Consider the following 24,548-nt stretch of genomic DNA (forward strand, 5'->3'; position numbering starts at 1 on the left):
GACATCAGCACGTCGGCGTCAGCGCCCCACCGCGTAGCCCTGCATCCCGCGCGGATTCGCCGCCGCCGACAGCACCCCGGTCCGCGGGTCCCTGGCCACCGCGCACAGCCGCCCCTCCGACCAGCCCGGCCCGACCGTCACGTCATGGCCGCGCCGCCGTAGCTCGGCCACCACTTCGGGGTCCGTCCGCGACTCGACGGTCACGCTCGCGGGGCGGCTCCCCCGCGGGTAGAAGGAGCTGGGGAAGCTGTCGTTGTGCCAGTTCGGGGCGTCGATCGCGCCCTGGAGGTCGAGGCCGCCGCGCACCTCGCCGCGCAGCGCGACGGCGAGGAAGAAGTGCAGCTGCCACTGGTCCTGCTGGTCGCCGCCGGGCGTGCCGAAGGCCAGCACCGGGACGCCGTCGCGCAGGGCGATCGAGGGGGTGAGCGTGGTGCGGGGGCGGCGGCCGGGGGTGAGGGAGTTCGGCAGGCCCTCCTCCAGCCAGGCCATCTGGAGCCGGGTGCCCAGCGGGAAGCCCAGCTCGGGGACGACGGGGTTGGACTGGAGCCAGCCGCCGCTGGGGGTGGCCGCGACCATGTTGCCCCAGCGGTCGACGACGTCCAGGTGGCAGGTGTCGCCCCGGGTGGTGCCGTCGGCGGCGACCTGCGCGACCGTCGGCTCACCGGCGCCCAGCGGGTCGAAGGCGCCGCTCCGCGCGGCCTCCACGCTTGCGTACCCGGGCAGCCGGGGCACGCGTCCGCCTGGGCTGCCGGGCCGCAGTTCCTCGGAGGCCTTGGCGCCGACCAGGCCGCGCCGCCCGGCGTTGTACGCGTCGGAGAGCAGTTCGGCGAGCGGTACCTCGGCCGCGTCCCCGTACCAGGCCTCGCGGTCGGCCATGGCGAGCTTGCAGTCCTCGATCAGGAGGTGCATGTAGTCGGCGGAGCCGTACTCGGGCAGCTCGGACAGCTCGGGCGGCAGCAGGGCCAGCTGCTGGAGGAAGGCCGGGCCCTGGCTCCAGGGGCCCGCCTTGCACACGGTCCAGCCGTTCCAGTCGTACGACACCGGGGCCTCGTAGCTCGCGGACCAGCCGGCCAGGTCGGCTGCGGTGAGGGTGCCGGTGTGCCGCTCGCCGCTGGTGTCCATGGTGGGGCGGGCGGCCTGCCTGACCAGGGCCTCGGCGATGAAGCCGGTGCGCCACACCTCCCGGGCCGCGTCGATCCGCGCCTCCCGGTCCCCGGCGCCCGCGGTCTCGGCGAGCAGCCGCTGCCAGGTGGCTGCGAGGGCCGGGTTGCGGAACAACTCGCCGGGCCGGGGCGCACGGCCGCCGGGCAGGTACAGCTCCGCCGACGAGGTCCACTCGGTCTCGAACAGCTTCCGTACGCTTGCCACGGTCGCGCCGACGTTCTCCACGGGTGGGTGCCCGTGCTCGGCGTATCCGACGGCGTACGCCAGGATCTCGTCCAGCGGCTTGGTGCCGTGGTCGCGGAGCAGGAGCAGCCAGGCGTCGAAGGCGCCGGGGACGGCCGCGGCCAGCGGGCCGGTGCCGGGGACCAGGTCGAGGCCGAGCCCCCGGTAGTGGGCGACCGTGGCACCGGCCGGGGCCACTCCCTGCCCGCACAGCACCCGCGCCTCGCCGCCGGCCGGGGCGAGCAGGATCGGTACCTCCCCGGCGGGTCCGTTGAGGTGCGGCTCGACCACGTGCAGCACGAACGCGCCGGCGACGGCCGCGTCGTACGCGTTGCCGCCGTTCTCCAGGACCGCCATCGCCGACTGGGAGGCCAGCCAGTGCGTGGACGACACCATGCCGAAGGATCCCTGAAGCGTGGGTCGGGTGGTGAAGTGCATCTCTCACCTCGGTGGGTGCGCGCGTAGGCCGGGCCGGACAGTCCTCCGGACCCGCCGCGGGGAGGGTCCGGGAGGTTTCAGCTCGGCTCCGATCGCCCTGATCACGCAGCAGACTACCCACGGACGGCCCGGCCCAGCAGGTCGCCTGTCATCCTCGTCGAGGCCGTCGCCCGGGAGGCGTTCGCCGGGCTCAGTCGTACGTCGGGCCCGTCACGTCCAGGTCCGTTCGCATGGCCGCCCGGGTGCCCGACAGGTCCCGCCAGCCCTGTTTGATCACCGTGCGGACGCTGTCCAGGTCGTCGCCGTCGCGGGCCCTGTCGCGGGTGACGCGGGCCAGGCTGCCGTAGACCGAGCCCAGTCCCCTGTCGACCTTTCTCACCTCGGCCAGCACCATGTCCGGCACGATCATCTGGGCCTCGGCATACCGGCGGCGGTAGTCCACCCGGGCCGCCTCCACCGCCTGCAGGGACTCCCCCGGGTCGCCCCCGATGCGCAGCACATGCGCGTGGTCGTTGAGCGTCGCCAGGTAGTGGCGGGCCGCGGCGTTGAACTCCGTGTACGCCGCCTGGCGGGCCTCGCGTCCCGACTGCTGCCGCTGGGCGGCGAGTTCGGCCATCCGGGCACGTTCGAGCCGGTCCCACTCCTCGCGCCGCAGGGTGTCACCGCGGCGCTGGGTCAGCCAGGCGGAGCCGAGCGTGCCGCCCACGCCGACCACCGCCGCCAGCAGGCCCGTCACGGCCGAGTCCATCGCGCGCCCTCCCCCGTCCCGCCCCTTGAGCTCAGTGCCCCTGGCAGGCGAAGGCCGCCCACATGTCCAGGGCCGAAGGATCCCCGTCGTGCAGTATGTCCGCGATCGGGCGGGGCATGCCGTCGGGGAGCACGCGGTCCGGGTCCAGGAGCCACAACTGGGCCTCGCGCAGGGCCCGTACAGGCGTCGCGCCGGTGCGGAGGCGGTCGTGGAAGACGTACATCATGAGGCCCGTCAGGCCGTCCGGGACCTCCCAGCGGGAGCCGACGACCCCCGTCGCCCCGGCGGCGAGGAACGCCGTGGAGAGCGTGAGCGCCTCGTCGAAGTCTCCCGTGGTGTGGTCGCTGACGCAGGCGTCGAGCACGACCAGGCCACCGGGCGCGCCGGGCGGACGGCCACGGGCCTGCCGGAGGATCTCGCGGACCGGCAGCCGTCCCGTCCCCCCGGCCGATGGTGAGGCGAGCAACAGGCACGCGTCCAGCGGGGAGTTGCCCGACGGGCGGGCGTGGCACGCGAGATGGAGCACCGAGGCTCCCGTTCCCGCCGCGCCCGGGAGCGCAGCCAGGACCTCGGCGGGCGTACCCGGACCGGCCGCTCGGCGCACCTTGCCGAGGAGCCGGCCCGACGGGTAGAACGCGGTGTGGATCTGGCGAGCCTCCGTGGTCGCGCCCGGCAGCGTGCCGTCGGGGTTGCCGACGATCACCGGGCGGGCGTCGAACGGCAGGCGCGGGCGGCCCAGTACCTCGTGCAGCTGGCGGCCCGAGGCCGCGTACGACAGAGTCAGGCGCTCCAGCGCGCGCACCGGCCGGCCGCCGTCGCGCAGGCCGCTGCTGAGCAGGGCCGCGTGCCAGGGGATGCCGCCGAGGTCGCCGAACGGCACCAGGACCAGGTGGGGTTCGGGGGCCGCCGCGCGGATGAGGGGTGAGCGGATGAGCGGGGCCATCACCACCGGGCCCGCCCAGTCGCAGAGTTCGGCGAGCGCGGCACGCCAGCGCGTGTGCGCGGCCTCGTGGACGTCCGGGTCGGTGGAGGTGTCCAGTGCCTCCTGGCGGTTGCGGTGGGCTGCCCGGTAGGTCGTGAGAACGTCCAGGCCGTCGCGCCGAAGAAGGCCGAACTCGACGGTGTCCAGGCGGGATTCATGGGTCACCAGCACAGCCGTGCCGGCGCCCGGGCCGCCCGGCGGAAGCAGGTAGACCAGCGCGTGCGCGCCGGCCTTTCGAAGGGCGGCGGCGATCTCGTCGACCGTGGGCGGGGTCATCAGGGCCGTGCCCGCCCGGGAGCGGGCCAGCGCGGTGAGCGTGCGCCGGCGCAGATCGTCGGGGAGCGGGAGTTCGGCGCCCTCGCCGAGCGTGCCGAGCAGCGAGCCGGGGCCGTCGAGCAGCGCCGCCAGGTCGGCCGGAACCGGTGCCCCGCGGCTGCCGCCGCCCTCCCACTCCTCGGCGAGGTCCGCCCGGTCGGCCTCACGCAGCAGCGCGGGCACGTCGGCGGTGGTCGTGGAGGCGTGCAGCACCTGCCCGCGCCCCAGCTCCAACGCCTCCACAGCGGCGGCCAGATCGCCGTCCGCCAGACACCAGCGCGCAATGTGCAACGCCCGGTCGGCGGCGGTGCGGGCCATCTGGAGCGCCGGTTCCGCGGCGGCCTGGAGCAGCACGACGGTCGCCGCCTCGCGCAGCCCGGCGATGCCCGTGCGCCGCCCGTCCGCGTCGTCGCCGGGGCCCGAGCGCAGCCGCAGGGAGTCGGCGAGGACGTTGGTGAGGAGGGCGCCCACCGGGGACGGGGGCCGGTCGGCGAGGTGCTCGCGTGCGGCCCGAGCCACCTCGACCGCCCGGTCGGCGTCGGCGGGGGCGCGCCCGTGCAGGAAGCGGTTGTGGTTCAGCATCGCGGTCAACGCGCTTGCCCTGAGGCCCTCCTGGCTCTCCGGCGGCACGGTGTCGAGGACGTTCCGGAGCATCTTCTCGGCCGACTCGACGCCCCGTCTGTTGTACGGCGAGAACGACGTCATCAGCACCGCGCCCGCCGTGCGCAGCAGCAGCCGGGGCCGCTCGGGATGGTCCTCGGGCAGTGCGTCCACGGTCTCCGACATGAGGACCAGGCCCTCCATGCGCTCCTGAAGGCTGCCGCCGTAGAAGGACCGCACCATCAGCATCAGGCCGAAGTCCGCGTCCAGCGTCAGGCGTTCGGGGTCGTCCTCGTGGACGGAGTCCCGCAGTCGGCGCATCGAGTCGACGGCCGCCGCCATCGCGAGCTCGGACCGGGAGGTGATGGCGAGCATGAACTGGAGCTGTGCCAGGGCGTGTTCGAGGTGGGGCCGGTCCCGCTCGATCAGGTACAGGTCGATGGACACGCCGGTGTCGCCGCCGTCCAGGACGGCGCTGACCTCCTTCATGTAACGGGCCGCGGTCTCCAGGTCCTGGAGGTCGCCGCCCGTCTGGTAGCGCTGGTAGAGGCTGACGGCCAGGTTCTGGAGGTACACGACCCGGTTCACGTCGTCGAGTGCGGTCTGGCGGAACGCCGTCGTGAGATGGCGGATCGCCTCGTCCAGGTCGTCGGCGGAGTTGGACAGCGCGTGGCGCTGGCTGAGCGCGGCGGCGTACGCGCCATGGGCCTGCGAACCGAAGCCCGGGGTGTGCGAGGGCACCCGCATCGACTCGTTGAGCAGCGCGATCGTGCGGTCGACGCCTTCGAGGTCGCCGCGGCGCCGGTCGTCCCGGACGATCGCCGCGTGGGCGAGCTGGTTGAGCAGGTCGCTGCGCATCGGGTCGTCGGGCGGGTACAGCTCGACGGCCCGCTCCAGATGACGCAGGGCCTCGTCGTTGTCGTACCGCTCGGGATGGCGTTCGCGCAGGGAGTTCAGGAGACAGCCGAGGACGGCGTGGGTCGGCGGACGCCGGTCGTCGTCCTCGGCGAGGGTGTCGAGCGCCTCGCGCAGCAGCCCGACCGCCTCCTCGTTCTCCGCGGTCGGTGCCGTCCCGGGTCCGGCGGACTCGTCCCGCTCCGCGAGCGCCGCGCCGAGCATCGAGGTCGCCTGAGCGTGGTACGGGCTCCCGGAGTCGAGCAGCCGGTACAGGTCACGCAGCCGGGCGAGGTAGGAGGGCCGGTCCTCGGGACCGACCCGGCCGTCGCCGCGCTCGCGGTAGACGTCGACGAGGTGCGCGGCGGCGAAGATCCTTGAGCCGTGCTCCTCCGGCAGGGTCGCGGCGAGCAACTCCAGGTGTGGGTGGGCGAGTTCCGGGGTGTCGGAGCGCTCCAGGAACAACCGGGCCAGCCGGACCCGGGCCTCGGTCTCGATCTCGTCGGCCTCGTCCGCCCAGGAGCCCCCGCCGTCCTCCGCGGGCTCCCACCCCAAGGGCCGCAGGGCCTCCAGCACCGCCTCCAGCGCCGCGGCCGCCTCCCGCAGATCGTCGGCAGCCCGGTCGCGGTCGTAGCGGTCGGCGAGCGCGCAGCCGTAGCTGACGAAGAGACCGAGGTGGACGTCGTCGCCGAGCAGCGGCAGCCCGTCGTCGAAGGCGGCGAGCGCTTCGTCGAGGTCACCCGCACGGGCGCTGTCAGGGACGCCGCCAGACACACCGGCACGGACACCGCCGACGGCATCGGCACGGGCGCCGCCCAGGTTGTCGGCTCCGGCTGCCGCCTCGTCCTCGTCGGCGGCAGGGCCCTCGCCCTCCTCCTCGGCCGTCTGTGCGTCCTCGTGCCGGGCGTGCAGCAGGAGGCCCAGGCGGACGCAGGCGGTCGCGTACGCCTCCGTGTCCTGGGGCAGGGTCGCGCGGGCCAGGGCGAGCAGGGGTGCCGCCCGGTCGCGGAGGCCGTGCGGGTCCTGGACGCCGTATGCCCGCCCGTGGCCCGCCACGGCCTGCCAGTAGCCCACCGACAGGGTGAGGCCCAGCAGGAACCGGGCGTGGGCCAGGGCCGCCGGGTCGGCCTCCGCGGCCCGGTCCTCCAGGAGGTCGCGGGCGCGCAGCAGGACGTCACGGCAGCGCTGCCAGGAGTCGCCCGCCTCCTCGGGCCGGTCCTGCTCGTCGTGCTGTTCGAGCAGGTCCTCGGCGTGGTCGAGGAGTTCGAGCGGTCCTGCGTCGGGTGCGGCGGCGGGGGCCGTCATCGCGCGGCGCGCCGGGTCCGGCGCACGGCGAACCCCGCGGCGTACAGGCTCAGCGGCAGGGCGAGCAGCAGCGCGGCCCAGAAGGCCGCGTGCCCCCAGGTCTCCGCGAACCCGGTGAACAGGTCGGGCGCCACGGGCAGGCTCAGCGCGCGGGCGGGCTCCACGGGCGGGGGCCACAGACCGAGCGCGATCACCGCGGCCGCCGCCCACCCCAGTACCCGGCGGGCGAGCGCCGGCGAGGCGAGCGCGGCCAGCGCGCAGACCGCCGCGCAGGCCAGGGCGTACTGCGACTGGTAGGAGGCACCCTGCTGCCCGGTCCCCCACGAGGCGAGCGTCGGATGGTCGCCGTCGAGCGCGACCCGGACCTCCACCGCCGCCCACAGCAAGGTGAGCAGCATGAGCAGGGCGGACCCGGCGAACAGCGCGCGGTCGCGGGTGCCGCGCGGGCCGGTGCGCCAGCGCGTCGGGTTCTCGTACGGGCGCCTGGGCAGCCCGGCCGCGACCCGGCGCTGCTCGGCCCGCTCGCTCCGCAGCCGGGCCTGTTCCTCCTCGGCGGCACGGGCCCGGCCCAGCTGCCGGCGGGCCAGGACCATCAGCAGCACACAGAGCAGCGGGACGAGCACCAGGCCTGTGACACCGTTCCAGCTCTTCCAGCCACCCAGGAAGTAACGCATGCGCTCGGTCGCCCAGTCGGGAGCGTGCATCGGGTCCAGCGGCGGAAGGTCGGAGCGCGCGTAGCCGACGTACGACGCCAGGGCAGCCCCCGCGACCAGCAGCCACCCGGAGATCCGGGTGGTGGCCGCCGCGAACGCCACCGCGCCGACCAGGGCGACCGCGCACAGCCCGGCCTGGGCCGCGGACGCGAGGTCGGCGGCGTGGGCGAGCGGGGCGACGAGCCGGTCGGCGGGGTCGAGGGCATCGCCGCCGAGCCCGCCGTCGTGCACGAAGCGAAGCATCGCGCCGGACCAGATCAGCAGCCAGAACGCCAGGAACAGGGCGGCCCCCGCGGCCAGCCGACGGGCCAGCGGGCGCCAGGCCGTGGACCACCACTCGGCGAGGGTGACCGCGTGGTCCTGCCCGATCGCGTCGGCGCGCAGCGCCCGCGGCAGCAGCACGGCCGCGGCGACCAGGGCCGCCCGCCCGGTGACTGTCCGCACATCACCGGCGGCCGCCCGGCGGTGCAGTTCCGCCCAGCGCCGCAGGAATCCGGCGTCCGCGCCCCGGCTGCGCAGGAACGCGCCCACCCGGTGGCGCAGCGCGCCCAGTTGGGCCAGCACGGCGAGCACGCCCACGGGGGCCTTCGCGAGGAACGTGGCCAGCGGACCGGGCAGTCCCGCGAGCGGAAGCAGGGCCCGCCCGCGCTGTTCCGGGTGCACGACGAGCGCGGCGGCCAGACCGTAGGCGGCGTTCGTCTCCCGCTTGTCGAGGCTGCCACCGCTGCCACCGTTGTTTCCGGTGCGCCGGCCCAGCGTGCGCGCCCGGGCGCGCACGTCCTCGATCGTGCGCGGGAGTTGCTCGGCCAGCGCGAGCAGCACCTCGCAGCGCCCGTCCGCGCACTCGTCGTGCTCACAGTGGAAGCCGGCCGCCACCGTCGGCACGTTCGCCTTCAGCAGCTCGTCGATGAAGGCGACCGCGCCCTGCCCCTGGGCGATCCGGGCGATGCCGTCCGCGTCCACGCGCCGACCCCGGTACTGCGGTGTCGCGGTCGGCGCGAACACGGCGACGAAGGCGAGCGCGGCCACCGCGGCGCGGACCGGCCGGTCCTGTCCGCGCTGGAGGTCGAGCAGCTGCCCGCTGTCGTACGAGGTGTCCTTGAGGTCCTTGCGCAGCCAGGTCGCCAGCCGCTGCCCGCCCTCCGCGGCGAGCCAGTCCGCCGCCTCCTGGGAGTGCTGGGCCATCGCCGCGGCGAGGCTCTCCGCCTCGTGGTGGGCGATGCCGCGGAAGGTGATGGGGCTGTTGGCGTGCCGGGCGGCGGCGGGCGCGGCGTCCGGTGCCGCGGGTCGGACGACCTGCGGAGTGTCGCCCTTGAGCCAGCGGCGCACCTCGGCCGCGGTCCAGCGGTCGTCGGGGTCCTTGGTGAGCAGGCCCTGGAGCAGCAGGTTCTGCCGCGCGTCCGTGACGGCGGAGAGATCGACCTCGTGGTTGACGATCAGGGCGCGGGTCCACGCCTCGTCGGTGATGCGGGCGTCGTCGCCGAGGACGTACAGCGGGCGCCCGGTGAACACCTGGTACAGGACAAGGCCGATGGTCCACCACGGGGTGGCCTTGAGGTTCTGGTTCACGATCTGCTCGGGCGCCATGTAGAGCGCGGTGATCTGGAAGTCGCGGTAGCTCTGGCTGGCGGTGAACTTGGCCACGCCGCCGAAGTCCGCCACGACCAGCTGGAACTGGCCGTTGTTGTCCTTCCTGGTGCCGCCGTGGCTCTGCCTGACGAGGATGTTGGCGGGCTTCAGGTCCAGCGGGTTGCGGTCGATCCGGGTCTGCCAGAAGTCGAGCAGATCGGCGAGTTCGCGTACGGTCCGCTCCGTCTGCGCCCTTTCCTCGCGCGGCTTTCCGTCGCGGAGCCTGCGGCTGAGGTGGTCCTCCAGCGTGGTCGGCAGGTACTCCATCGCCACCCAGCCGCACACCGTCCCGCCGACCGCGATGTCCCCGAACTCGTGGATGCCCGGGACGTGTCGGCGGAAGTCGGGGGTGGCGAGGTGTTCGAGGGTGTCCAGGTCCATGGCCTGGCCCGGGTGGGCGATCTTCACCGCCGCGTCGGTGCCGTCGGCCAGCCTGCGCACGTGCCAGACCGTGCCCTCGCTGCCGGCGCCCGCGATGCCGTGCGGCTCGTAGCGGTCGCGGAGCGCCTGGGGGAACTCGGCATGGGCGGTGGTGGGGTCGCGGCGGGTGGGCGGATCCGCGGGGCGGGTGGGGCGTGTCCGGGCTTCCGAGGGGGTCCCCGCGGACCGGGCTCGCGGTGTCCGGGGCGGGGGTGTGGGGTCCTTACGCTGGACGCGGGTGGGCGGGCTCTGCGCCGTCGCCGGTGTGGGCGTGGCCGCGGGGTCCGGCGGACTCTGCGAAGTCGCGGACGCGGGTGTGGCCGCGGGGTCCGGCGGACTCTGATGGGCCGGATTCGGGCGCTGCAGGCGCGTCGGAGGACTCTGCGGAGCCGGATCCTGCCGCTCGTCCCGCGTCCGCGGGCTCGGCGGGGTGGCCCTGGGCCGCCGCTGTTTACGGGTCGGTGGGCTCGCGGGCTTGCGCGGCGGGTCGGTGGGGCCCGCGGGTTCCTCGGTCGGGTTGTCGGCCATGCGGGGTCCTCGAAGCGTCCTGGGTGTCCGCCACGGAGGCGGGCGTCGTATGGGTGGCGGTGGTGCGGGGAGTTCGGAGCCGGTGCGGTGGCGGCGGGCGGGTCACGTCACCGGGGGGCGCCGTACTCGTCCAGTTCCACGAGGGTCACGTCCACGTCCTCGGCCAGCCGGAGACGGTGGCCGCCCGGCCAGAGCTGGGCGGGGCGGGTGACGAGCTGCCCGTCGACGTACGTGCCGTTGGACGAGCCCAGGTCGGTGATGTAGAGCCGGCCCGCGCGCCAGGTCAACTCGGCGTGATTCCTGGAGAGTTGGTCGAGGCCGGCCAGGCCGGCCACATGGGCGCAGTCGGGGGCGTCCCGCCCCAGCCGGGTGGCGCCCTGGCCCTCGGCGCGTACCGGGACGAGGGCGCCGGCGAGCACGAGGGCGAGGCAGGGGGCGGCGGGCGCGGAGGCGGCCCCCCGGCCGGACGCCGGCGGTGACTGCAGCCGGGTGGGAGGTGCCGCGGTGCGGTCGCGGGGCGCGCGCGGGTTCGCGTCGGCCGTGGGTCGGGGGGTGCGGTCCCGAGACCGGTCGGCGGGCGCCTCGGGACGGACCCGGGATCGCCCCGGCGCACCGGCGCCCGCCTCGGGACGGACGCCCGAGCCGCCCGGCGCACCCGCACCCGCACCCGCACCCGCACCCGCACCCGCACCCGCACCCGCACCCGCCTCGGAACGCGAGCCGGGTCCAGCGGGATCGCTGCTCCCCGGCGCGTCTTCCGGTTCCGCCGTCACGTACACCCGTTCGGCGACGAGCTGTTCCCACTCGTGGACCTTGCAGAAGCCGCGCCGGGGCGACGACGGGCACTCGTCCGGGGTCACCGGGCAGCGGTAGCGGGTGGTCACGGTCGCCATGTGTTCTCCCGGAAGGTCACCCCTCGTGCGGACAGGTCCCGCTCCAGGGCGCTGAGTTCACCAGGTCTCGGCACGCCGACGATGTGCACGGCCCGGTCCGTCACCTGGATCTGGAGTTCCGGCCGGTCGGCCGTGCGGCGCAGATGGGGAGCGTACCGACGACCGCCGAGCGAAGTACGCGTGATCAGCCGCTGGTTGGCGGAGCCGCGCCAGACCAGTGAGGTCGGTTCGCCCACCCGGTACCGCCCGGTGATGACGGCGTCCGCGCGGTCGAGCACGGCCGTGGCCTCGGGCGAGGCGGCGATCTCGGCGTCCTCCCAGCCGGTGTAGACGAGCAGGTCGGCATCGGCCCGGCCCGCGGCGAGGCGCTCCCGGTCGGCCGCGTCGAGCAACGCGGCCAGGGCGGCCGGCTGCTCCAGCGGCTCACCGCCGCTGACGGTCAGCCCGTCGTAGCCCTCGGCCAGGCTGCGCCGCCACAGCCGTGCCAGCCACTCGACCTCCACGTCATGGCCGCCCCGCGGATCCCAGGTCTGCCGGGACATGCAGCCGGCGCAGGCGAGCGGGCAGCCCTGCACCCACACGCCGAGACGCCTGCCCGGCCCGAGTGCGGTGACGGGCCCGAGCACCTGGGACACCCGCAGCACGGGTCCCGGCGGCTCCGGCGCGGGCCGCGCCCCCGTACGGCCGTCGTCGCTCACATCCATCGTCGTACCTTCAGCGTGTACGCCTCGTCCTGACCGTCCACGGCCTCGATCTCGATGTGTTCGCCGGGCCGGGCCCGCTGGTGGAAAAGCTCCCGGGAGAGCGGGTTGACCAGTGCGGACTCCACGGCGGTCACCACTCCGCGCCCACCGTGGTCGAGGCGACGGGTGGCCTCGACGCGCAGGACCTCCCAGGGGTCGTCGGCCACCGTCAGCTCGGCGCCGTACACCTCCCTGACCCGGCCGGCCACCGAGGCGAGCGCCTTGTCGAGGATCAGCCGGACGGAGTCGGGCTGGATGAAGTCCATGGGCACGAAGCTGTCGCCGAACCGGTTGCGCAGCTCGGGCCGCCCGATGTGGTCGTTGAAGAAGGTGTCGAAGGCCGCGCGCAACGCCTCGCGCACGTCCTCGGGCTTGTCATGGCGGCTGAGCCGGGGCTGCCGTTCGGCCGCCTCGGCCTCCGGGTCGGCGTCCGCCTGCTCGTTCTTCCGCCCACGCCGGTTCTTGGGCCGCATCACCTCGGCCGACACCCCCAGGTTCGAGGTGAAGATGAGCACGCACTCGGTGAAGTGCACCGTGGCGCCCTGTCCGTCGGTCAGCCTGCCGTCCTCCAGGATCTGCAGGAACAGGTCGAACAGCCGGGGGTGCGCCTTGTCGATCTCGTCGAAGAGCAGCACGCTCATCGGCGACGCCCGTACCGCGTTGGTCAGTTCACCGCCCGCGCTGTGCCCGACGAACCCGGGCGGAGCCCCGATCAGCCGGTCCCTGGCGTGTTCCTCGGCGAACTCACTCATGTCGAAGCGGATCGGGCGGGCGTCCTCGCCGAGAATCATCTTGGCGACGCCCTTGGCGAGTTCGGTCTTGCCGACACCGGTCGGCCCCGACAGGAAGAGCGTGCCCCGCGGCCGACTGGGGGAGCTGGACGACTGGGCGCCGGTCAGTCCGGCCGCCGAGCGCATGAAGATCTCGATGGTCCGCCGGACCGCGTGCGGCTGGCCGATGACCGCCGCGTTCAGATAGTCCTCGCCGTTGAGGATGTTCTCCCGGACGGCCTGTGTGGCCCAGGGGTTGTCTAGTACGCCGACCCGGTACAGCCGGGCGGCCTCGTCGAGCCGGCTCAGCGGCAGCCCCCGGTCGGCGGCCATCCGGCCCACCGCCAGGATCTCCCCGACTCCCATGCCGTACGAGGACCGGGCCAGCGCCTCGGTCGCCTGCCGCTGCTCGGCCTCCGTCGCCGGCAAGGCGTCCTCGGGTGCCCCGTCCTTGCCGGAGCGGCGCCTCGCGAGGCGCTCGACCACGAACCGGCCGGCCGCGTGCCGCTGGTCGTGGGGCGGCTCGGGCACCGTGATCACCCGTAACGCCCGGCTGCCGATGGCGAATTCGAGCGGCAGGTCCTCCTGCTTCTCGATCACCCAGAAGATCGTGTTGTACGGCGTCACGCCGCCGGTGCCGCGGACCGGGCGCGCGGTGTGGCCCAACTCCTCGGCGGCGGCGAGCAGTCGGGCCGCCTCACCGGCCACCGGACCGCGCGGGGAGCCGAGTCGGGCGGTGTAGGGGATGATCAGGCCGATCGCGGGGCCCGTGTGCTGGACGGTGCCGATCATGATCTCCCGGAAGCGGGCGATGCCGGCCTCGATGTCGCCGTCGTCGTCGCTGTCGTCCCGGTCCGCATCGGTGCCGGGGGTGCCCCGTTCGGCGCTTTCACGTTCCGCGCGTTCACGTTCCGCGCGTTCACGGTCGGCGCGGGCGTCCTGCTCGGCCATGCGGCGCAGGGCGGGCGGCAGGGAGAACGGGTCGTCGGTGAGCCGCCAGGCGATCACCCGGTCGTCGACCATGCTCTGCCGGGCCAGGGCGCCGTAGCCCCGGGTGCGGCAGACCGACTCGATGACCTCCTCCAGGTTGAACGGCGTGGGCGGGTGGCCCGGTTCGGGCGCGGCGACCCCGCCCTCGGCGTCCTCGGGCAGCAGGTAGACATCGCGTACGTTGCCGGTGAGCAGGATCTGCGGGTACACGGTGAGCGCCATGTCCAACTCGCGGATCCAGGCCGGGGCGAGTGCGGGTGGCCCGGTGGGCGGCACCTCCTCCTCGCGGAAGGCCCCCGTGGTGTCAGTGCTCACGCTGCCCCTCCTGTCCGTACGCGGTGGGCCGCGCGGGCCTCCGCTTCCGGCGCCGCTCCGGCTGCTCGCCCTGGTTCGCCTGTTCCGCCTGGTTCACCTGTTCCGCCTGTTCCGCCTGCTCCGTGTCCTCGTCGGTGCGGTCGTGGGCGAGACCCGTGTCGGGCCAGGAACCGTCGGGCACCACGGCGGTGGGCCGCACCCCGGGCGGCAGCGTGGACGTACGCGCCAGGTCGACGCCGTGTGCGCGTACCGCCTTCTCGATGTCGGGCAACTGCTCGTCACAGAACCAGCGTTGGACCTCGTGGTCGGTTTCGGGGTCGGCCTCCGCCGCGGCCACCAGCACGGTGCTGAGGCCGGGCCGGTCGGGGGCGAGCGCCAACCGCAGCCCGTAGCCGTCGGCCTCGCCGAAGGGCACGACGACGCTGCCGTCCTCCTCCAGCAGGTCGGCGAAGTCGTCGCCCACGGCGTAGTCGCGCTCGCGCAGCACCCGCATCAGGGTGTCGGCGACCGTGGACCGGTGGCGGGCGGTGTCCGCGCGGGCCACGGCCAGGTCGACCTCGTCCTCCAGACGGGACGGGTCGGGTGCCTCGCGTACGGCCTCCGCCAGCCGCTCCCGCTCCGCCGGGTCGGCGTCCTCGAGACGGTCGAGCAACCGGGCCCGCAGCGCGGCCGTACGGACCGCGTTGCGCTGCCGCTGGGTCGACTTGTGCACGAGTACGCCGAGGTCGTGCAGGAGTGTCCGGGCTTCCTCGGTGCTGCGGGCCCGGCGCAGGGCGTCCAGACGGCGTGCGAACAGGGGCAGGTCGTCGGGCTCGCAGGACGGCCCGTCGCGGGTGAGCAGCGCCTCGGCCTCGACCAGGGATGCGGCCCTGACCTGCTCGGTGCGGTCGTCCTTCGGCCGGCGGGCGGGGGCGGGCCTCGCGGCCGTCCTGCCGCTGTCCTTGGCCTGCTTCCCGGCGGGCGGCAGCGACCACACCCCGGCGGCAGCGCGGGCGAGTTCGGTCTCCGCGCGCTCGTTGACCGCCCGGGCCGAGTCCAGCGCGGCGGCCAGTTCGGCCGAGTCGGCGGAGCCGGACACGCTGACGACGTGCACGTCGACCTTGGCCGTGCCGTACGCGCGACGCAGGGACTTGGCCTGTCCGCGAAGATTCTGTGAGCGGGCGGTCTCCTGTGCCAGCTGGGCGCGCAGCTCCCGCCGTCGTTCCGCCTCGACGTCGACGTAGGTCCAGTCGTATGCCGCGGAGTTGCTCAAATGACCCTCCCCCAGGGCCGCGGTGTCACAGGGGGCAATGATGCATCACGGACGGTCCATATGACTCCCCTTCGACCATCTCGGGTCACTCTTCTTTTCGCGCTGTTACGGTGCCTGGCGGAGAGGGGGTGGTGGCGTTGTCGTTCCTGGCGGACGCGGTCGAGGCGATCCAGGCCAACTGGGGTGAGCTGTACGGGCTGCTGGACGGGCCCGCGCGTCAGGAGTTGCGGGAGATCCTGGCGGAGGCGGAGGCGGATCCCGAGGCCGCGGCGGCCGAACTGCACGCTCTCGTGAAGCCGTTCGTGCCGCCCGGGCATTCGCTGCGCGAGGTGCTGACCCCGTCCGGTGTGCGTTTCCGGCCGACGTCCGGCCCGCCGGCGGAAGGCCCGTTGCTGCTGGCGTCGCTGCTGCGGCTGCGGGAGAACGCGCTGGCGGCACGGGACACGGACGGGCCCGCCGTCCACGCCCACGCCCTCGCCCCCGAAGCCGCCCCGTCGTACCTCCCCGACCCCGACGACTCCTGGCTCCTGGCCGAACCCTCGGTCGACCGTCCCTCCCTGTTCCTCACGGTGGAAGAGCTCCGGTACCTGATCACGCTCACCGACGGCCGGGACACCGAGCACGTGCCCGCCTTCCAGCTGGACCCGGTCACCGGAACCCCGTACCCGGTGGTCGTGGAGATCAACAGGATGCTGTCGGCCGACGAGGACCCGTGGGGCGCCGCGGACTGGTGGCTGGGTTCGAACGTGTGGCTGAACGCCGCGCCCGCCAGGCTCCTGGGCACCGGGGCCGACGACGCCCTGCGGTCCGCCGCGCGAGCCGAGATCCCGGAGTGGTGAGCACGTGCCCGACCAGATGATCCCCGCCCCGGCCGTCCGCGCCACCCCGCACCGCCATGTGCTGCCCGCCGGCACCGAGTTGTGGCGGGTGCACAGCGAACGCCGTGACGCCACCGAGTTCAAGGCCGTACCGGCCGACCTGCACTGGGGCGGTGGTCGGTTCTGCCACATCAGGGACGAACTGAGCCCCGAACGGCTCCCCTATCTGTACGCGGGGCTGTCCCCGCTGACCGCTCTGTGCGAGACCCTGGCCCGCGATCTGCGCGTGCAGCCGAACGGGCGCCGGCGCATCACCCAGCCCCGGGTGCGGGGCATGCTGCTGTCGAAGGTCGTCGCGGCGGTCGACCTGCCGCTGGTCGACCTGACGGGCAACGCCCATCTCGCGGCGGTCCGCCAGGACATCTGGCTCGTGCAGGCGGAGGCCCCGGCATATCCGCGCACCCGTCGCTGGGGCTCCTGGATCCGCGGCCAGGCCGACTGGGCGGTGGGTCTGCGCTGGCCCTCGCGCCAGGACTCGGGGCTGCTCCCCGGCGAGGTGTGCGCCCTGTACGAGCGGGAGAACGGCCCCGCCCTGCTCAAGCCGTCGTCCGAGGCCCCGCTGGAGCTGAACACGCCGGCCGGCCGCGACTACGTGAACAGCCTGCTCGCCCCGCTGCGCATTCGTGTCGAGCACCCGCGAAGGCGGCCCTGACTCCGCACATCCACGGTGTCACGCCGAGGGGCGTCGCGGACCGTCCGGTGACGCTCCGGAGCCGCCTCTCCACGGCCGGCGGAGCAGCCTGCTTCGGGGGCCGAGAGGGACGCCGGGGCACGCGACCTGATCGATCACAGACCCCGGCCGCCCGCTAGTCGTCGTCCGAGTCGGGCTTGTTCCCCGCCGCCGCGTACGCCTGGGCCGGTGTCATCGGGACCCCGTTGAGGCTGACCGTCTTGTAGGGGCTGACCTTGGCGCAGGTCTTGGAGTCGTCGGCGGTCGAGGCGTTGGCGTTGGAGACGGCGGCCTTGGTGTCGCCGGAGCTGGCCGGGTAGCTGCTGCCGGTCGTCCAGTCGCTGCCGATGATCAGGGTCACGCCGGTGCCGGTGCCCTGCTTGATGTGCGAGCTGGGCACGTCCAGCGCCTTGGCGACGGTCTGCGCCTCGGCCTTGTCGCCGCTCCCGTAGGTCACGGTGGTCGTGGTCGCGGAGCTCGGCGCGTTGGCCGTGCTGGTACCGCTGCTGAAGCCCTGCGAGATCAGCGAGGTCGCGATCGCGGAGGCGCGGCCCGTGATGTCGGTGCCGTTCTCGACGGTCACGGCGATCTGGGCGGCGGGTACGGTCGCGGTGGTGGCCTTCGGCTTCGCGGTGGACGCGGCGGCCGACGACTTCTTGCCGGAGCTGGTGGTCAGCGACTGGTCGTTGGCCATGGTGGCGAACAGGTCCTTGGCGCCGTCGCCCACCACCACGCGGTTGCTGTTGTTCGGGTCCGGGGCGGTCTGCATGGTGGTGAAGGTCATCCGCTTGGTGGGGACCTTGTTCACGTCGGCCGCGAGCGATATCAGCTTCTTGACGGTGCCGAGGCCGTCGTCCACGGTGAGCGCCTTGGTGGCGGCGTCGGCGAGCTTGTAGACCGCGGTGGGGTCGGTGAGCGTGCCCGCGCTCTTGAAGTTGCGCATCATCGCGCTGAGGAAGATGTGCTGGGAGACGGTACGGCCGAGGTCGCTGCCGTCGCCGAAGCCGTGCCGGGAGCGGACGAACTCCAGCGCGGCCTCGCCCTTGAGGGTGTGGGGGCCCTTGGACAGCTTGAGGTGCGAGTAGGTGTCGTACACGTTGGAGCTGACGCAGACGGAGACGCCGCCGACCGCGTCGGACATCTTGACCACGCCCGAGAAGTCCAGCTTGACGAAGTGGTCGATGGTGATGCCGGTGAGCTGGTGGATGGTGTCGACCTGGCAGGCGGGCCCGTACTCGAGGGCGCTGTTGACCTGGCCGTAGTAGCCGGGCGTGGACTGGCCGCTCGCGCTGTCCTTGCAGGCCGGCACGTTGACCATGGTGTCGCGGGGGATGCTCATGACGGTGGCGTTGGAGCGGTCCGCGGATATGTGGACGACCATCTCCACGTCCGCGTTGCCGTTGCCGGTCTGCACCCCGGTCGTCCTGCAGCCGCCGCCGAGCTTGCAGTCCGCGGAGCTGGTCCGGCCGTCCGAGCCGATCACCAGGATGTTGATCGGGGTCCGGCCGAACGCGTCGGCCTTCTCGGTGCCGCCCTTGCCGTCGAGGGAGACGCTGTTGATGTTGCCGTTCAGGTGCTGGTAGAACCACCAGCCCGCGCCGGCGGTGACCAGTACCAGGACGGCGGTGACCAGGCCCACGATCTTCAGCGCCCGCCTGCCGCGGCCCGCCTGCCTGGCCCGTCGGGCCCCTCTGCCGCCGCGGGATCTGGCCGCCTGCCGGGCCGCGGCCCGGCCACCGGTCGGGCGCGTCCCGTCGGCCGGGGCTCCGCGCTGTCCGGGCACCCGGTCGGTGCGGCTCCGCGTGGCCTGCCCCCCCGGGCCGTCCCACGGGTCGGTCATCTTCCACTCCCATGAACGGGTTGGGCCCGCGACAGCAAGGTCGTCCCGTACGCGGCGGTGTACGGGCAGGCGTGAGGTGGGCCCACTTGGGTTGCGTGATTGCGCAATCTAACAAACCCACGGCCCGAGCAGCACAGATCCCGACGGATTTCACAGGTGAGTGATCTCATGGAAACGCCCGGGCACCCCCGTGGAACGCCGGGAGCGCCCGTGCCGTCGGATCCGCCCCGGCGCCCTCAGACCCCGGCCTCGCGCAATCGGCGCACCGGCGCCGGAACTTGGTACGAGCGCGCGGTCAGCTGCCCGACGGTCACCCGCACCACGGTCACGATGTCCGGATCGTCCACATAGTAGATCTGCCGACGCCCCTCCCGGCGGGAGCGCACCAGGCCGGCGAGCCTGAGCTTGGCCAGGTGCTGGCTGACCGCGGGGAGGGCGCCGCCGACCCGGTCGGCGAGGCATGTCACGTCGCTCTCGCCCTGGGACAGCGCCCACACGAGGTGCAGCCGGGCCGGTGAGGCGAGCAGCCCGAACACCGCGGCCGCCTCCGCCAGCACCCCGTCGGAGGGGTCCGCGGCTCCACCGATGTCCTCCCCCACAGCCCGCTCCCTCCTTCACGGTCGTCGCCCAGAAGTGCACTCAGTGTAGGCGGGCGGTCACCGGACCCGTACGTCCTCCCCGGAATGTCCCGCACGTGTTCTCCGCATTGTCATGAGCGGGTGACAGATCATCGACGGCTCGGCGTCAGGCGCTGCCAAGAGCCACCGCCGTTCATAAGCTTGCGCAACAAGGCAACTGAGCAAGGCACCACCCCTTACCGGGAGGACAACCAACGTGGGCATCGTCAGCTGGATCATCCTCGGCCTCCTCGCCGGAGCCATCGCCAAGGTCCTGCTGCCCGGCCGTGACCCGGGTGGCCTGATCGGCACCACCCTCATCGGCATCGCGGGCGCCTTCGTCGGCGGCTGGCTCTCGGCCCGCCTCCTCGACCGCCCGGTGGAGAAGCAGTTCTTCGACCTCTACACCTGGGGCGCCGCGATCGCCGGCTCCCTGGTCCTCCTCATCGCCTACCGGCTGCTGTTCGGCAACTCCCGCGACCGCGCGCGGCGGTGACTCCGGTCACCTTCCGGGGCCGGAGCCAGTCACGACATTCCGGAAGTACGCGGACGGTGGCCACACGACATTCCGGATGTACGGGGACGGGCCCGCGGGCCTTGTCAACAGGGCGTAAGTGCCTGCCGCACAGGCAAGGCGCCGATTCCACTTCCACCCCACAGGGAGTCGTGTGACACTGGCGTCCCGTCCGCAGTGTGGACACCTCGGCACACCGTCCCCCACGAGAAGTGCGACTTGCGTTCTCTACCACTGCCACTCGCCCTCACCGCGCGCCTGACGCCGGTCGCCGTGCTCGCCTGTGCGGGCTGGGCGATGGCGTCGGGTCCGGACAAGACGTCCACCACCGCCTCCGGTGACACCTCGGCCCAGCAGACGGCCGGCCAGTCGGCGAGCGACGCGCCGTCGTCGGCCGCGACGTCGACGGGGGCCGTCAAGACCTACGCCGGTGCTCCCGCGCCCTGCGGCAGCATCCCGGTGGCCACCATCAAGTCGCTGGTGCCGGGCGCGAAGACGGCCGGCAAGGAGATCCCCTCCACGGACACCAAGCTGCGCCGCACCTGTTCCTGGAACGCGCTCAAGGGGTACGACTACCGCTGGCTCGACGTCTCCTTCGAGATCATGGACACGGACGCGGCGGCGGCGAAGGAGTACAAGGACCGGGTCGCGGAGAAGAGCGGCGGCGGCGCCGTGCCGGGGCTCGGCGACAGCGGCTACTCGGTGGTGAACCTCACCACCGAGGATAAGCAGCAGACCCGTGAGGGCGTGGTGATGGCCCAGGTCTCCAACGCACTGGTGGTCGTCACCTACAACGGCAGCGACTTCGAGAACAAGAAGGCGCCGTCCACGGACGAGATCAACAAGGGCGCCATCAAGGCGGCGAAGAGCGCGGTGACCGCGCTGAAGGGCAGCCGGTGACCGTTCCGGCCGCCCTTCGCGCTCATGCCTCTTCGGGGGTGCGCCTCGTCAGCAGGGTCAGCCCCACGTACAGCACCAGGGACGTGCCGAGGCCCACCGCCCAGCCGTAGTCGGCGAGCGAGGACAGCGCCGGGATCGGGCGCCCGTCGAACAGCGGCTTGAAGCTGGCGCCGCCGACGGCGAGGACACCACCGACGAGGAAGGCCACGACGGCCCGCCAGTTCCAGCCGCCGTCGTACCAGTAACGGCCGCCCGTGCGGTACAGGTCGGTCAGGTCGAGGCGGGTGCGGCGCAGCAGCCAGTAGTCGGCGATGAGGATGCCGGCGACCGTGCCGAGCAGACCGCCGACCAGGCCGAGCCAGGTGAAGATGTAGCCCTGCGGGTCGGAGTACAGCTTCCACGGGAAGATCACCACACCGAGCACGCAGGTGATCAGGGCGCCGGTGCGGAAACTGATCTTCCGGGGCGCGATGTTGGAGAAGTCGAACGACGGCGACACCAGGTTGGCCGCGATGTTCACGGACAGGGTCGCGACGAGGACGGTGACCAGGGCGTAGAGCAGCCCGACCACGTTGTCCGTCTTGGCGGCCAGCTGGACCGGGTCCCAGATCGGCTCGCCGTACACGGCCTGCGAACCGGAGGTCACCAGGACCGACAGGAACGCGAACAGGGTCATCGTGGTCGGCAGGCCGAGGGCCTGGCCCCAGGTCTGCGCCTTCTGACTCCTGCCGTACCGGGTGAAGTCGGGGATGTTCAGGCTCAGGGTGGACCAGAAGCCGATCATGCCCATCAGCGAGGGCCAGAACAGCTTCCAGAAGTCCCCGCCCCAGCCGAGCTTGGAGGGCTGGTCGAAGAGCGGGCCGAGACCGCCGGCCTTGTTGCTCATCCAGACCAGCATCACGATCGCGCCGACGATCACGAAGGGCGCGGCCCAGTTCTCGAAGCGGCGGATGGTCTCCATCCCCCGGTAGATGATGGCGACCTGGAGCGCCCAGAAGATCGCGAACGACAGCCACATGGTCCAGGCGTAGCCGCCGATGTGCGAGGCGTTCGCCCAGCTGTCGCCGATGAGCTTGCCGGCGAGGAAGTAGATGGCCTCGCCGCCGATCCAGGTCTGGATGCCGAACCAGCCGCAGGCCACCAGCGCCCGTACGACGGCTGGCAGGTTGGCGCCGCGTACGCCGAAGCTGGCGCGGGCGAAGACCGGGAAGGGGATGCCGTACTTCGGTCCGGCGTGCCCGGTGAGCAGCATCGGCACGAGGACGATCAGGTTGGCCAGGGCGATGGTGAACACGGCCTGTTTCCAGTCCATGCCGACCGCGATCAGCCCGGAGGCCAGGGTCCAGGACGCCGTGTTGTGGGCCATGCCGACCCAGAGCGCGGAGAAGTTGTACGTGGTCCACGTGCGCTTTTCGACGGGGACCGGCAGCAGGTCCTCGTTGGCATAGGGGCCGGTCGGCAGCGGGGAGCCCGGGGCGAGCTCGACGCGCCCGTCGGTGGTGGTGACTTGGCCGGACGGCGGTATGGCCGTGGGAGCGGTGTCGGTCATGGGCAGGCCAATCGGGAGGAGGCGGGACGGGAGAAAGGCCGTGCGGGTGGCGTCGCGGGGGGGAGGTGAGCGGGGGGTTGCGAGGGGGGCGAGAGGGTGGGAGGGGACCCCCTTCCCGGGACGGCGGGAAGGGGGAGATCAACCGGTGGGTGCGGATCAGCCGTTGACGGCCGGGATGACCTTGCTCCCGTACGCGTCGATGGTGGCTTCCTGCGCGTCGTGCATGTCGTAGACGGCGAACTGGTCGACGCCCAGCTCGCGCAGTGCGTTCAGCTTCTCGATGTGCTTCTCGGGCGGTCCGATGACGCAGAACCGGTCGACGATCTCGTCGGGCACGAACTCGGTGTCGGGGTTGCCGCTGCGCCCGTGGTGCGCGTAGTCGTAGGCCTGGCGGGACTTGATGTAGTCGGTGAGTTCGTCGGGTACGGCCGCGGAGTGCTCACCGTATTTGGCGACGAGGTCGGCGACGTGGTTGCCGACCATGCCGCCGAACCAGCGGCACTGGTCACGGGCGTGCGCCAGGGCCTCCGGCGAGTCGTCCTCGGTGACGTACGCCGGGGCGGCGACGCAGATCCTGACCTCGGACGGGTCGCGTCCGGCGGCCACCGCCGCGTCCTTCACCGCCTTCACCATGTACTCGGTGAGGTAGAGGTCGGAGAGCTGGAGGATGAAGCCGTCCGCCTCCTCGCCGGTCATCTTGAGCGCCTTCGGGCCGTACGCGGCCATCCAGACGGGGAGTTCGGCACCGGGCCTGATCCACGGGAACCGGATCACCGTGCCGCCCAGGTCGGCCTCCTCGCCCCGGCCCAGCGCCCGGATGACCTTCATGGCCTCGCTGATCCGGGCGAGGGTGTTGGGCTTGCGCCCGGCCACCCGCATCGCGGAGTCGCCGCGGCCGATGCCGCAGACCGTGCGGTTGCCGAACATGTCGTTGAGGGTGGCGAAGGTGGAGGCGGTGACCTCCCAGGTGCGGGTGCCCGGGTTGGTGACCATCGGCCCGACGGTCAGCTTCGTCGTGTTGGCGAGGATCTGGCTGTAGATGACGAACGGTTCCTGCCAGAGCACGGCGGAGTCGAAGGTCCAGCCGTACGAGAACCCGTTGCGTTCGGCCCGCTTCATCAGGCTGACGACACGGGAGGCCGGCGGGTCGGTCTGCAGGACGAGTCCGAAGTCCATGGGCGCCACTCCTAGTTGAGGTACTGACAGGTGGAGCGCGGGGTGTAGACGCCGTGCCCGGCGTGTCCGGTGTACTCCCGCTCGGTGATGACCGGCTCGCCGCGCGAGAGGACCGTCTCGACCCGGCCGGTGAGCCGCTTGCCCTCGTACGCCGAGTAGTCGACGTTCATGTGGTGGGTCTCGGCGGAGACGATCTGCTCGGCGTGCGGGTCGTAGATGACGACGTCGGCGTCGGCACCCGGGGTGATGGTGCCCTTCTTCGGGTACATCCCGAACATCCGGGCCGGGGCGGCGCAGGCGATCTCGATCCAGCGGCGGCGCGAGATGTGCCCGTCGACGACGGCCTGGTGGAGCAGGTCCATGCGGTTCTCGACGCCGGGCAGTCCGTTGGGGATCTTCGAGAAGTCCCCGCGGCCCAGCTCCTTCTGGCCCACGAAGCAGAAGGGGCAGTGGTCGGTGGAGACCACCTGCAGGTCATTGGTCCGCAGGCCCTGCCAGAGTTTGGCCTGGTGCTCCTTGGGCCTGAGCGGGGTCGAGCACACGTACTTCGAGCCCTCGAAGTCGGGCTCGGCGAGGTTGTCGGTCGACAGGAACAGGTACTGCGGGCAGGTCTCACCGAAGACGGGCAGCCCCTCGTCACGGGCCCGCGCCAGCTCGGCCACCGCCTCCATCGCCGAGACGTGCACGACGTACAGGGGCGCGCCGGCCACCTGCGCGAGCTTGATGGCCCGGTGCGTGGCCTCCGCTTCGAGCAGGGCCTTGCGCACCTCGCCGTGGTAGCGGGGGTCGGTCTCGCCGCGGGCCAGCGCCTGCTCCACCAGTACGTCGATGGCGATGCCGTTCTCGGCGTGCATCATGATCAGGCCGCCGTTCTCGGCGGAGCGCTGCATGGCGCGCAGGATCTGGCCGTCGTCGGAGTAGAACACGCCGGGGTAGGCCATGAACTGCTTGAAGGAGGTCACCCCTTCCTCGACCAGCAGGTCCATCTCCTTGAGCGTCTCCTGGTTCACATCGGAGACGATCATGTGGAAGCCGTAGTCGATCGCGCAGTTGCCCTCGGCCTTGGCGTGCCAGGCGTCGAGCCCCTCGCGCAGACCGTGCCCGACGCTCTGCACCGCGAAGTCGACGATCGTCGTCGTACCGCCCCAGGCGGCGGCCCGGGTGCCGGTCTCGAAGGTGTCGGAGGCGAAGGTGCCGCCGAACGGCAGCTCCATGTGGGTGTGGGCGTCGACACCGCCCGGGATGACGTACTTTCCGGTGGCGTCGATGCTCCGCTCGGCGGTGAAGGCCTCGGCGGCGGGGGTTCCGGAAGCGGCGAGGGCGGCGATACGGCCGTCCTCGATCAGGACGTCGGCGTGGATCTCGTCGGACGCGGTGATGACGAGTCCGCCGTGGATGAGGGTACGGCTGCTCATGCGTGGACGCTCCGCTCAGTTGTGGTCGAGTGCGGGTCGTATGTGGCTGGTCGCGCGGTTCCCCGCGC

The 24,548-nt window shown here is 72.9% G+C and carries 17 protein-coding genes; 4 read left to right on the forward strand and 13 right to left on the reverse strand.

Translation table 11 applies throughout. From position 1 onward, the window contains the following. Nucleotides 1-18: 18 nt before the first annotated feature. The 8 genes from ABZ642_RS00980 to ABZ642_RS01015 all read right to left on the reverse strand — a co-directional run bounded on the left by ABZ642_RS00980 (nt 19) and on the right by ABZ642_RS01015 (nt 14,921). Entirely contained in the window at nt 19-1,824 is a 1,806-nt protein-coding gene (locus tag ABZ642_RS00980; RefSeq protein WP_360474958.1) for a gamma-glutamyltransferase, read from the reverse strand. Between the two features lie 190 nt (nt 1,825-2,014). After that, on the reverse strand, nt 2,015-2,572 hold the full coding sequence (locus tag ABZ642_RS00985) for a hypothetical protein (protein WP_360474961.1): 558 nt from the start codon (nt 2,570-2,572) through the stop codon (nt 2,015-2,017). 31 nt (nt 2,573-2,603) lie between these two features. After that, complete coding sequence (locus tag ABZ642_RS00990) at nt 2,604-6,668, reverse strand: CHAT domain-containing protein (RefSeq protein ID WP_360474964.1); 4,065 nt, start codon at nt 6,666-6,668, stop codon at nt 2,604-2,606. Then, nucleotides 6,665-9,958 carry a hypothetical protein gene (locus tag ABZ642_RS00995; RefSeq protein WP_360474967.1) on the reverse strand — a complete coding sequence of 1,098 codons (3,294 nt, stop codon included), beginning with the start codon at nt 9,956-9,958 and terminating at the stop codon, nt 6,665-6,667. The genes ABZ642_RS00990 and ABZ642_RS00995 overlap by 4 nt, the downstream gene beginning before the upstream one ends. A gap of 107 nt (nt 9,959-10,065) precedes the next feature. Next, nucleotides 10,066-10,851, reverse strand: coding sequence for an FHA domain-containing protein (locus ABZ642_RS01000; RefSeq protein ID WP_360474970.1), 786 nt, complete (start codon nt 10,849-10,851; stop codon nt 10,066-10,068). After that, on the reverse strand, nt 10,839-11,555 hold the full coding sequence (locus ABZ642_RS01005) for a 4Fe-4S single cluster domain-containing protein (protein WP_360474973.1): 717 nt from the start codon (nt 11,553-11,555) through the stop codon (nt 10,839-10,841). Before ABZ642_RS01005 ends, ABZ642_RS01000 begins: the two co-directional genes overlap by 13 nt. Next, complete coding sequence (locus ABZ642_RS01010) at nt 11,546-13,669, reverse strand: AAA family ATPase (RefSeq protein ID WP_360474976.1); 2,124 nt, start codon at nt 13,667-13,669, stop codon at nt 11,546-11,548. The genes ABZ642_RS01005 and ABZ642_RS01010 overlap by 10 nt, the downstream gene beginning before the upstream one ends. Then, on the reverse strand, nt 13,659-14,921 hold the full coding sequence (locus ABZ642_RS01015; protein WP_360474979.1) for a hypothetical protein: 1,263 nt from the start codon (nt 14,919-14,921) through the stop codon (nt 13,659-13,661). The genes ABZ642_RS01010 and ABZ642_RS01015 overlap by 11 nt, the downstream gene beginning before the upstream one ends. Nucleotides 14,922-15,031: 110 nt before the next feature. Here ABZ642_RS01015 and ABZ642_RS01020 point away from each other — a divergent pair, with 110 nt between their 5' ends. Together ABZ642_RS01020 and ABZ642_RS01025 are read left to right on the forward strand one after the other, a co-directional pair. Next, a complete protein-coding gene (locus ABZ642_RS01020) occupies nt 15,032-15,760 on the forward strand; it encodes a hypothetical protein (protein ID WP_360474982.1) in 729 nt (242 codons plus the stop codon). A 4-nt stretch (nt 15,761-15,764) separates the two neighbouring features. Next, nucleotides 15,765-16,451 (forward strand): RES family NAD+ phosphorylase, encoded by a 687-nt coding sequence (locus ABZ642_RS01025; protein ID WP_360474985.1) that lies wholly within the window; start codon nt 15,765-15,767, stop codon nt 16,449-16,451. 154 nt (nt 16,452-16,605) lie between these two features. Here the strand turns inward: ABZ642_RS01025 and ABZ642_RS01030 are convergent, their stop codons facing one another. Then, nucleotides 16,606-18,309, reverse strand: coding sequence for an LCP family protein (locus tag ABZ642_RS01030; RefSeq protein WP_360474988.1), 1,704 nt, complete (start codon nt 18,307-18,309; stop codon nt 16,606-16,608). 236 nt (nt 18,310-18,545) lie between these two features. Next, the gene (locus ABZ642_RS01035; RefSeq protein WP_360474991.1) at nt 18,546-18,908 is read right to left on the reverse strand and encodes a metalloregulator ArsR/SmtB family transcription factor; all 363 of its coding nucleotides are present in this window, start codon (nt 18,906-18,908) and stop codon (nt 18,546-18,548) included. 235 nt (nt 18,909-19,143) lie between these two features. On the opposite strand from ABZ642_RS01035, the gene ABZ642_RS01040 reads away from it, so the two are divergent. Both ABZ642_RS01040 and ABZ642_RS01045 read left to right on the forward strand, forming a co-directional pair. Beyond that, nucleotides 19,144-19,422 carry a GlsB/YeaQ/YmgE family stress response membrane protein gene (locus tag ABZ642_RS01040; protein WP_360474994.1) on the forward strand — a complete coding sequence of 93 codons (279 nt, stop codon included), beginning with the start codon at nt 19,144-19,146 and terminating at the stop codon, nt 19,420-19,422. 237 nt (nt 19,423-19,659) lie between these two features. After that, nucleotides 19,660-20,340, forward strand: coding sequence for a hypothetical protein (locus ABZ642_RS01045; RefSeq protein ID WP_360474997.1), 681 nt, complete (start codon nt 19,660-19,662; stop codon nt 20,338-20,340). Nucleotides 20,341-20,362: 22 nt separating this feature from the next. On the opposite strand, the gene ABZ642_RS01050 is transcribed toward ABZ642_RS01045, so the two are convergent. The 3 genes from ABZ642_RS01050 to hydA form a co-directional block, all read right to left on the reverse strand. Further along, nucleotides 20,363-21,889, reverse strand: coding sequence for an NCS1 family nucleobase:cation symporter-1 (locus tag ABZ642_RS01050; protein ID WP_360475000.1), 1,527 nt, complete (start codon nt 21,887-21,889; stop codon nt 20,363-20,365). A gap of 156 nt (nt 21,890-22,045) precedes the next feature. After that, nucleotides 22,046-23,065, reverse strand: coding sequence for a TIGR03842 family LLM class F420-dependent oxidoreductase (locus ABZ642_RS01055; RefSeq protein WP_360475003.1), 1,020 nt, complete (start codon nt 23,063-23,065; stop codon nt 22,046-22,048). Nucleotides 23,066-23,076: 11 nt separating this feature from the next. Next, the gene (gene hydA, locus ABZ642_RS01060; protein WP_360475006.1) at nt 23,077-24,480 is read right to left on the reverse strand and encodes a dihydropyrimidinase; all 1,404 of its coding nucleotides are present in this window, start codon (nt 24,478-24,480) and stop codon (nt 23,077-23,079) included. Nucleotides 24,481-24,548: the final 68 nt, after the last annotated feature.

This window comes from Streptomyces sp. NPDC007157, from assembly GCF_040634235.1.
GTDB lineage: Bacteria > Actinomycetota > Actinomycetes > Streptomycetales > Streptomycetaceae > Streptomyces.

What these genes read in the sequence shown, in the direction of transcription:
- ABZ642_RS00980 (WP_360474958.1), bottom strand. Translation starts at nt 1,824, where the DNA reads ATGCACTTCACCACCCGACCCACGCTTCAGGGATCCTTCGGCATGGTG.
- ABZ642_RS00985 (WP_360474961.1), bottom strand. Translation starts at nt 2,572, where the DNA reads ATGGACTCGGCCGTGACGGGCCTGCTGGCGGCGGTGGTCGGCGTGGGC.
- ABZ642_RS00990 (WP_360474964.1), bottom strand. Translation starts at nt 6,668, where the DNA reads ATGACGGCCCCCGCCGCCGCACCCGACGCAGGACCGCTCGAACTCCTC.
- ABZ642_RS00995 (WP_360474967.1), bottom strand. Translation starts at nt 9,958, where the DNA reads ATGGCCGACAACCCGACCGAGGAACCCGCGGGCCCCACCGACCCGCCG.
- ABZ642_RS01000 (WP_360474970.1), bottom strand. Translation starts at nt 10,851, where the DNA reads ATGGCGACCGTGACCACCCGCTACCGCTGCCCGGTGACCCCGGACGAG.
- ABZ642_RS01005 (WP_360474973.1), bottom strand. Translation starts at nt 11,555, where the DNA reads ATGGATGTGAGCGACGACGGCCGTACGGGGGCGCGGCCCGCGCCGGAG.
- ABZ642_RS01030 (WP_360474988.1), bottom strand. Translation starts at nt 18,309, where the DNA reads ATGACCGACCCGTGGGACGGCCCGGGGGGGCAGGCCACGCGGAGCCGC.
- ABZ642_RS01050 (WP_360475000.1), bottom strand. Translation starts at nt 21,889, where the DNA reads ATGACCGACACCGCTCCCACGGCCATACCGCCGTCCGGCCAAGTCACC.
- ABZ642_RS01055 (WP_360475003.1), bottom strand. Translation starts at nt 23,065, where the DNA reads ATGGACTTCGGACTCGTCCTGCAGACCGACCCGCCGGCCTCCCGTGTC.
- hydA (WP_360475006.1), bottom strand. Translation starts at nt 24,480, where the DNA reads ATGAGCAGCCGTACCCTCATCCACGGCGGACTCGTCATCACCGCGTCC.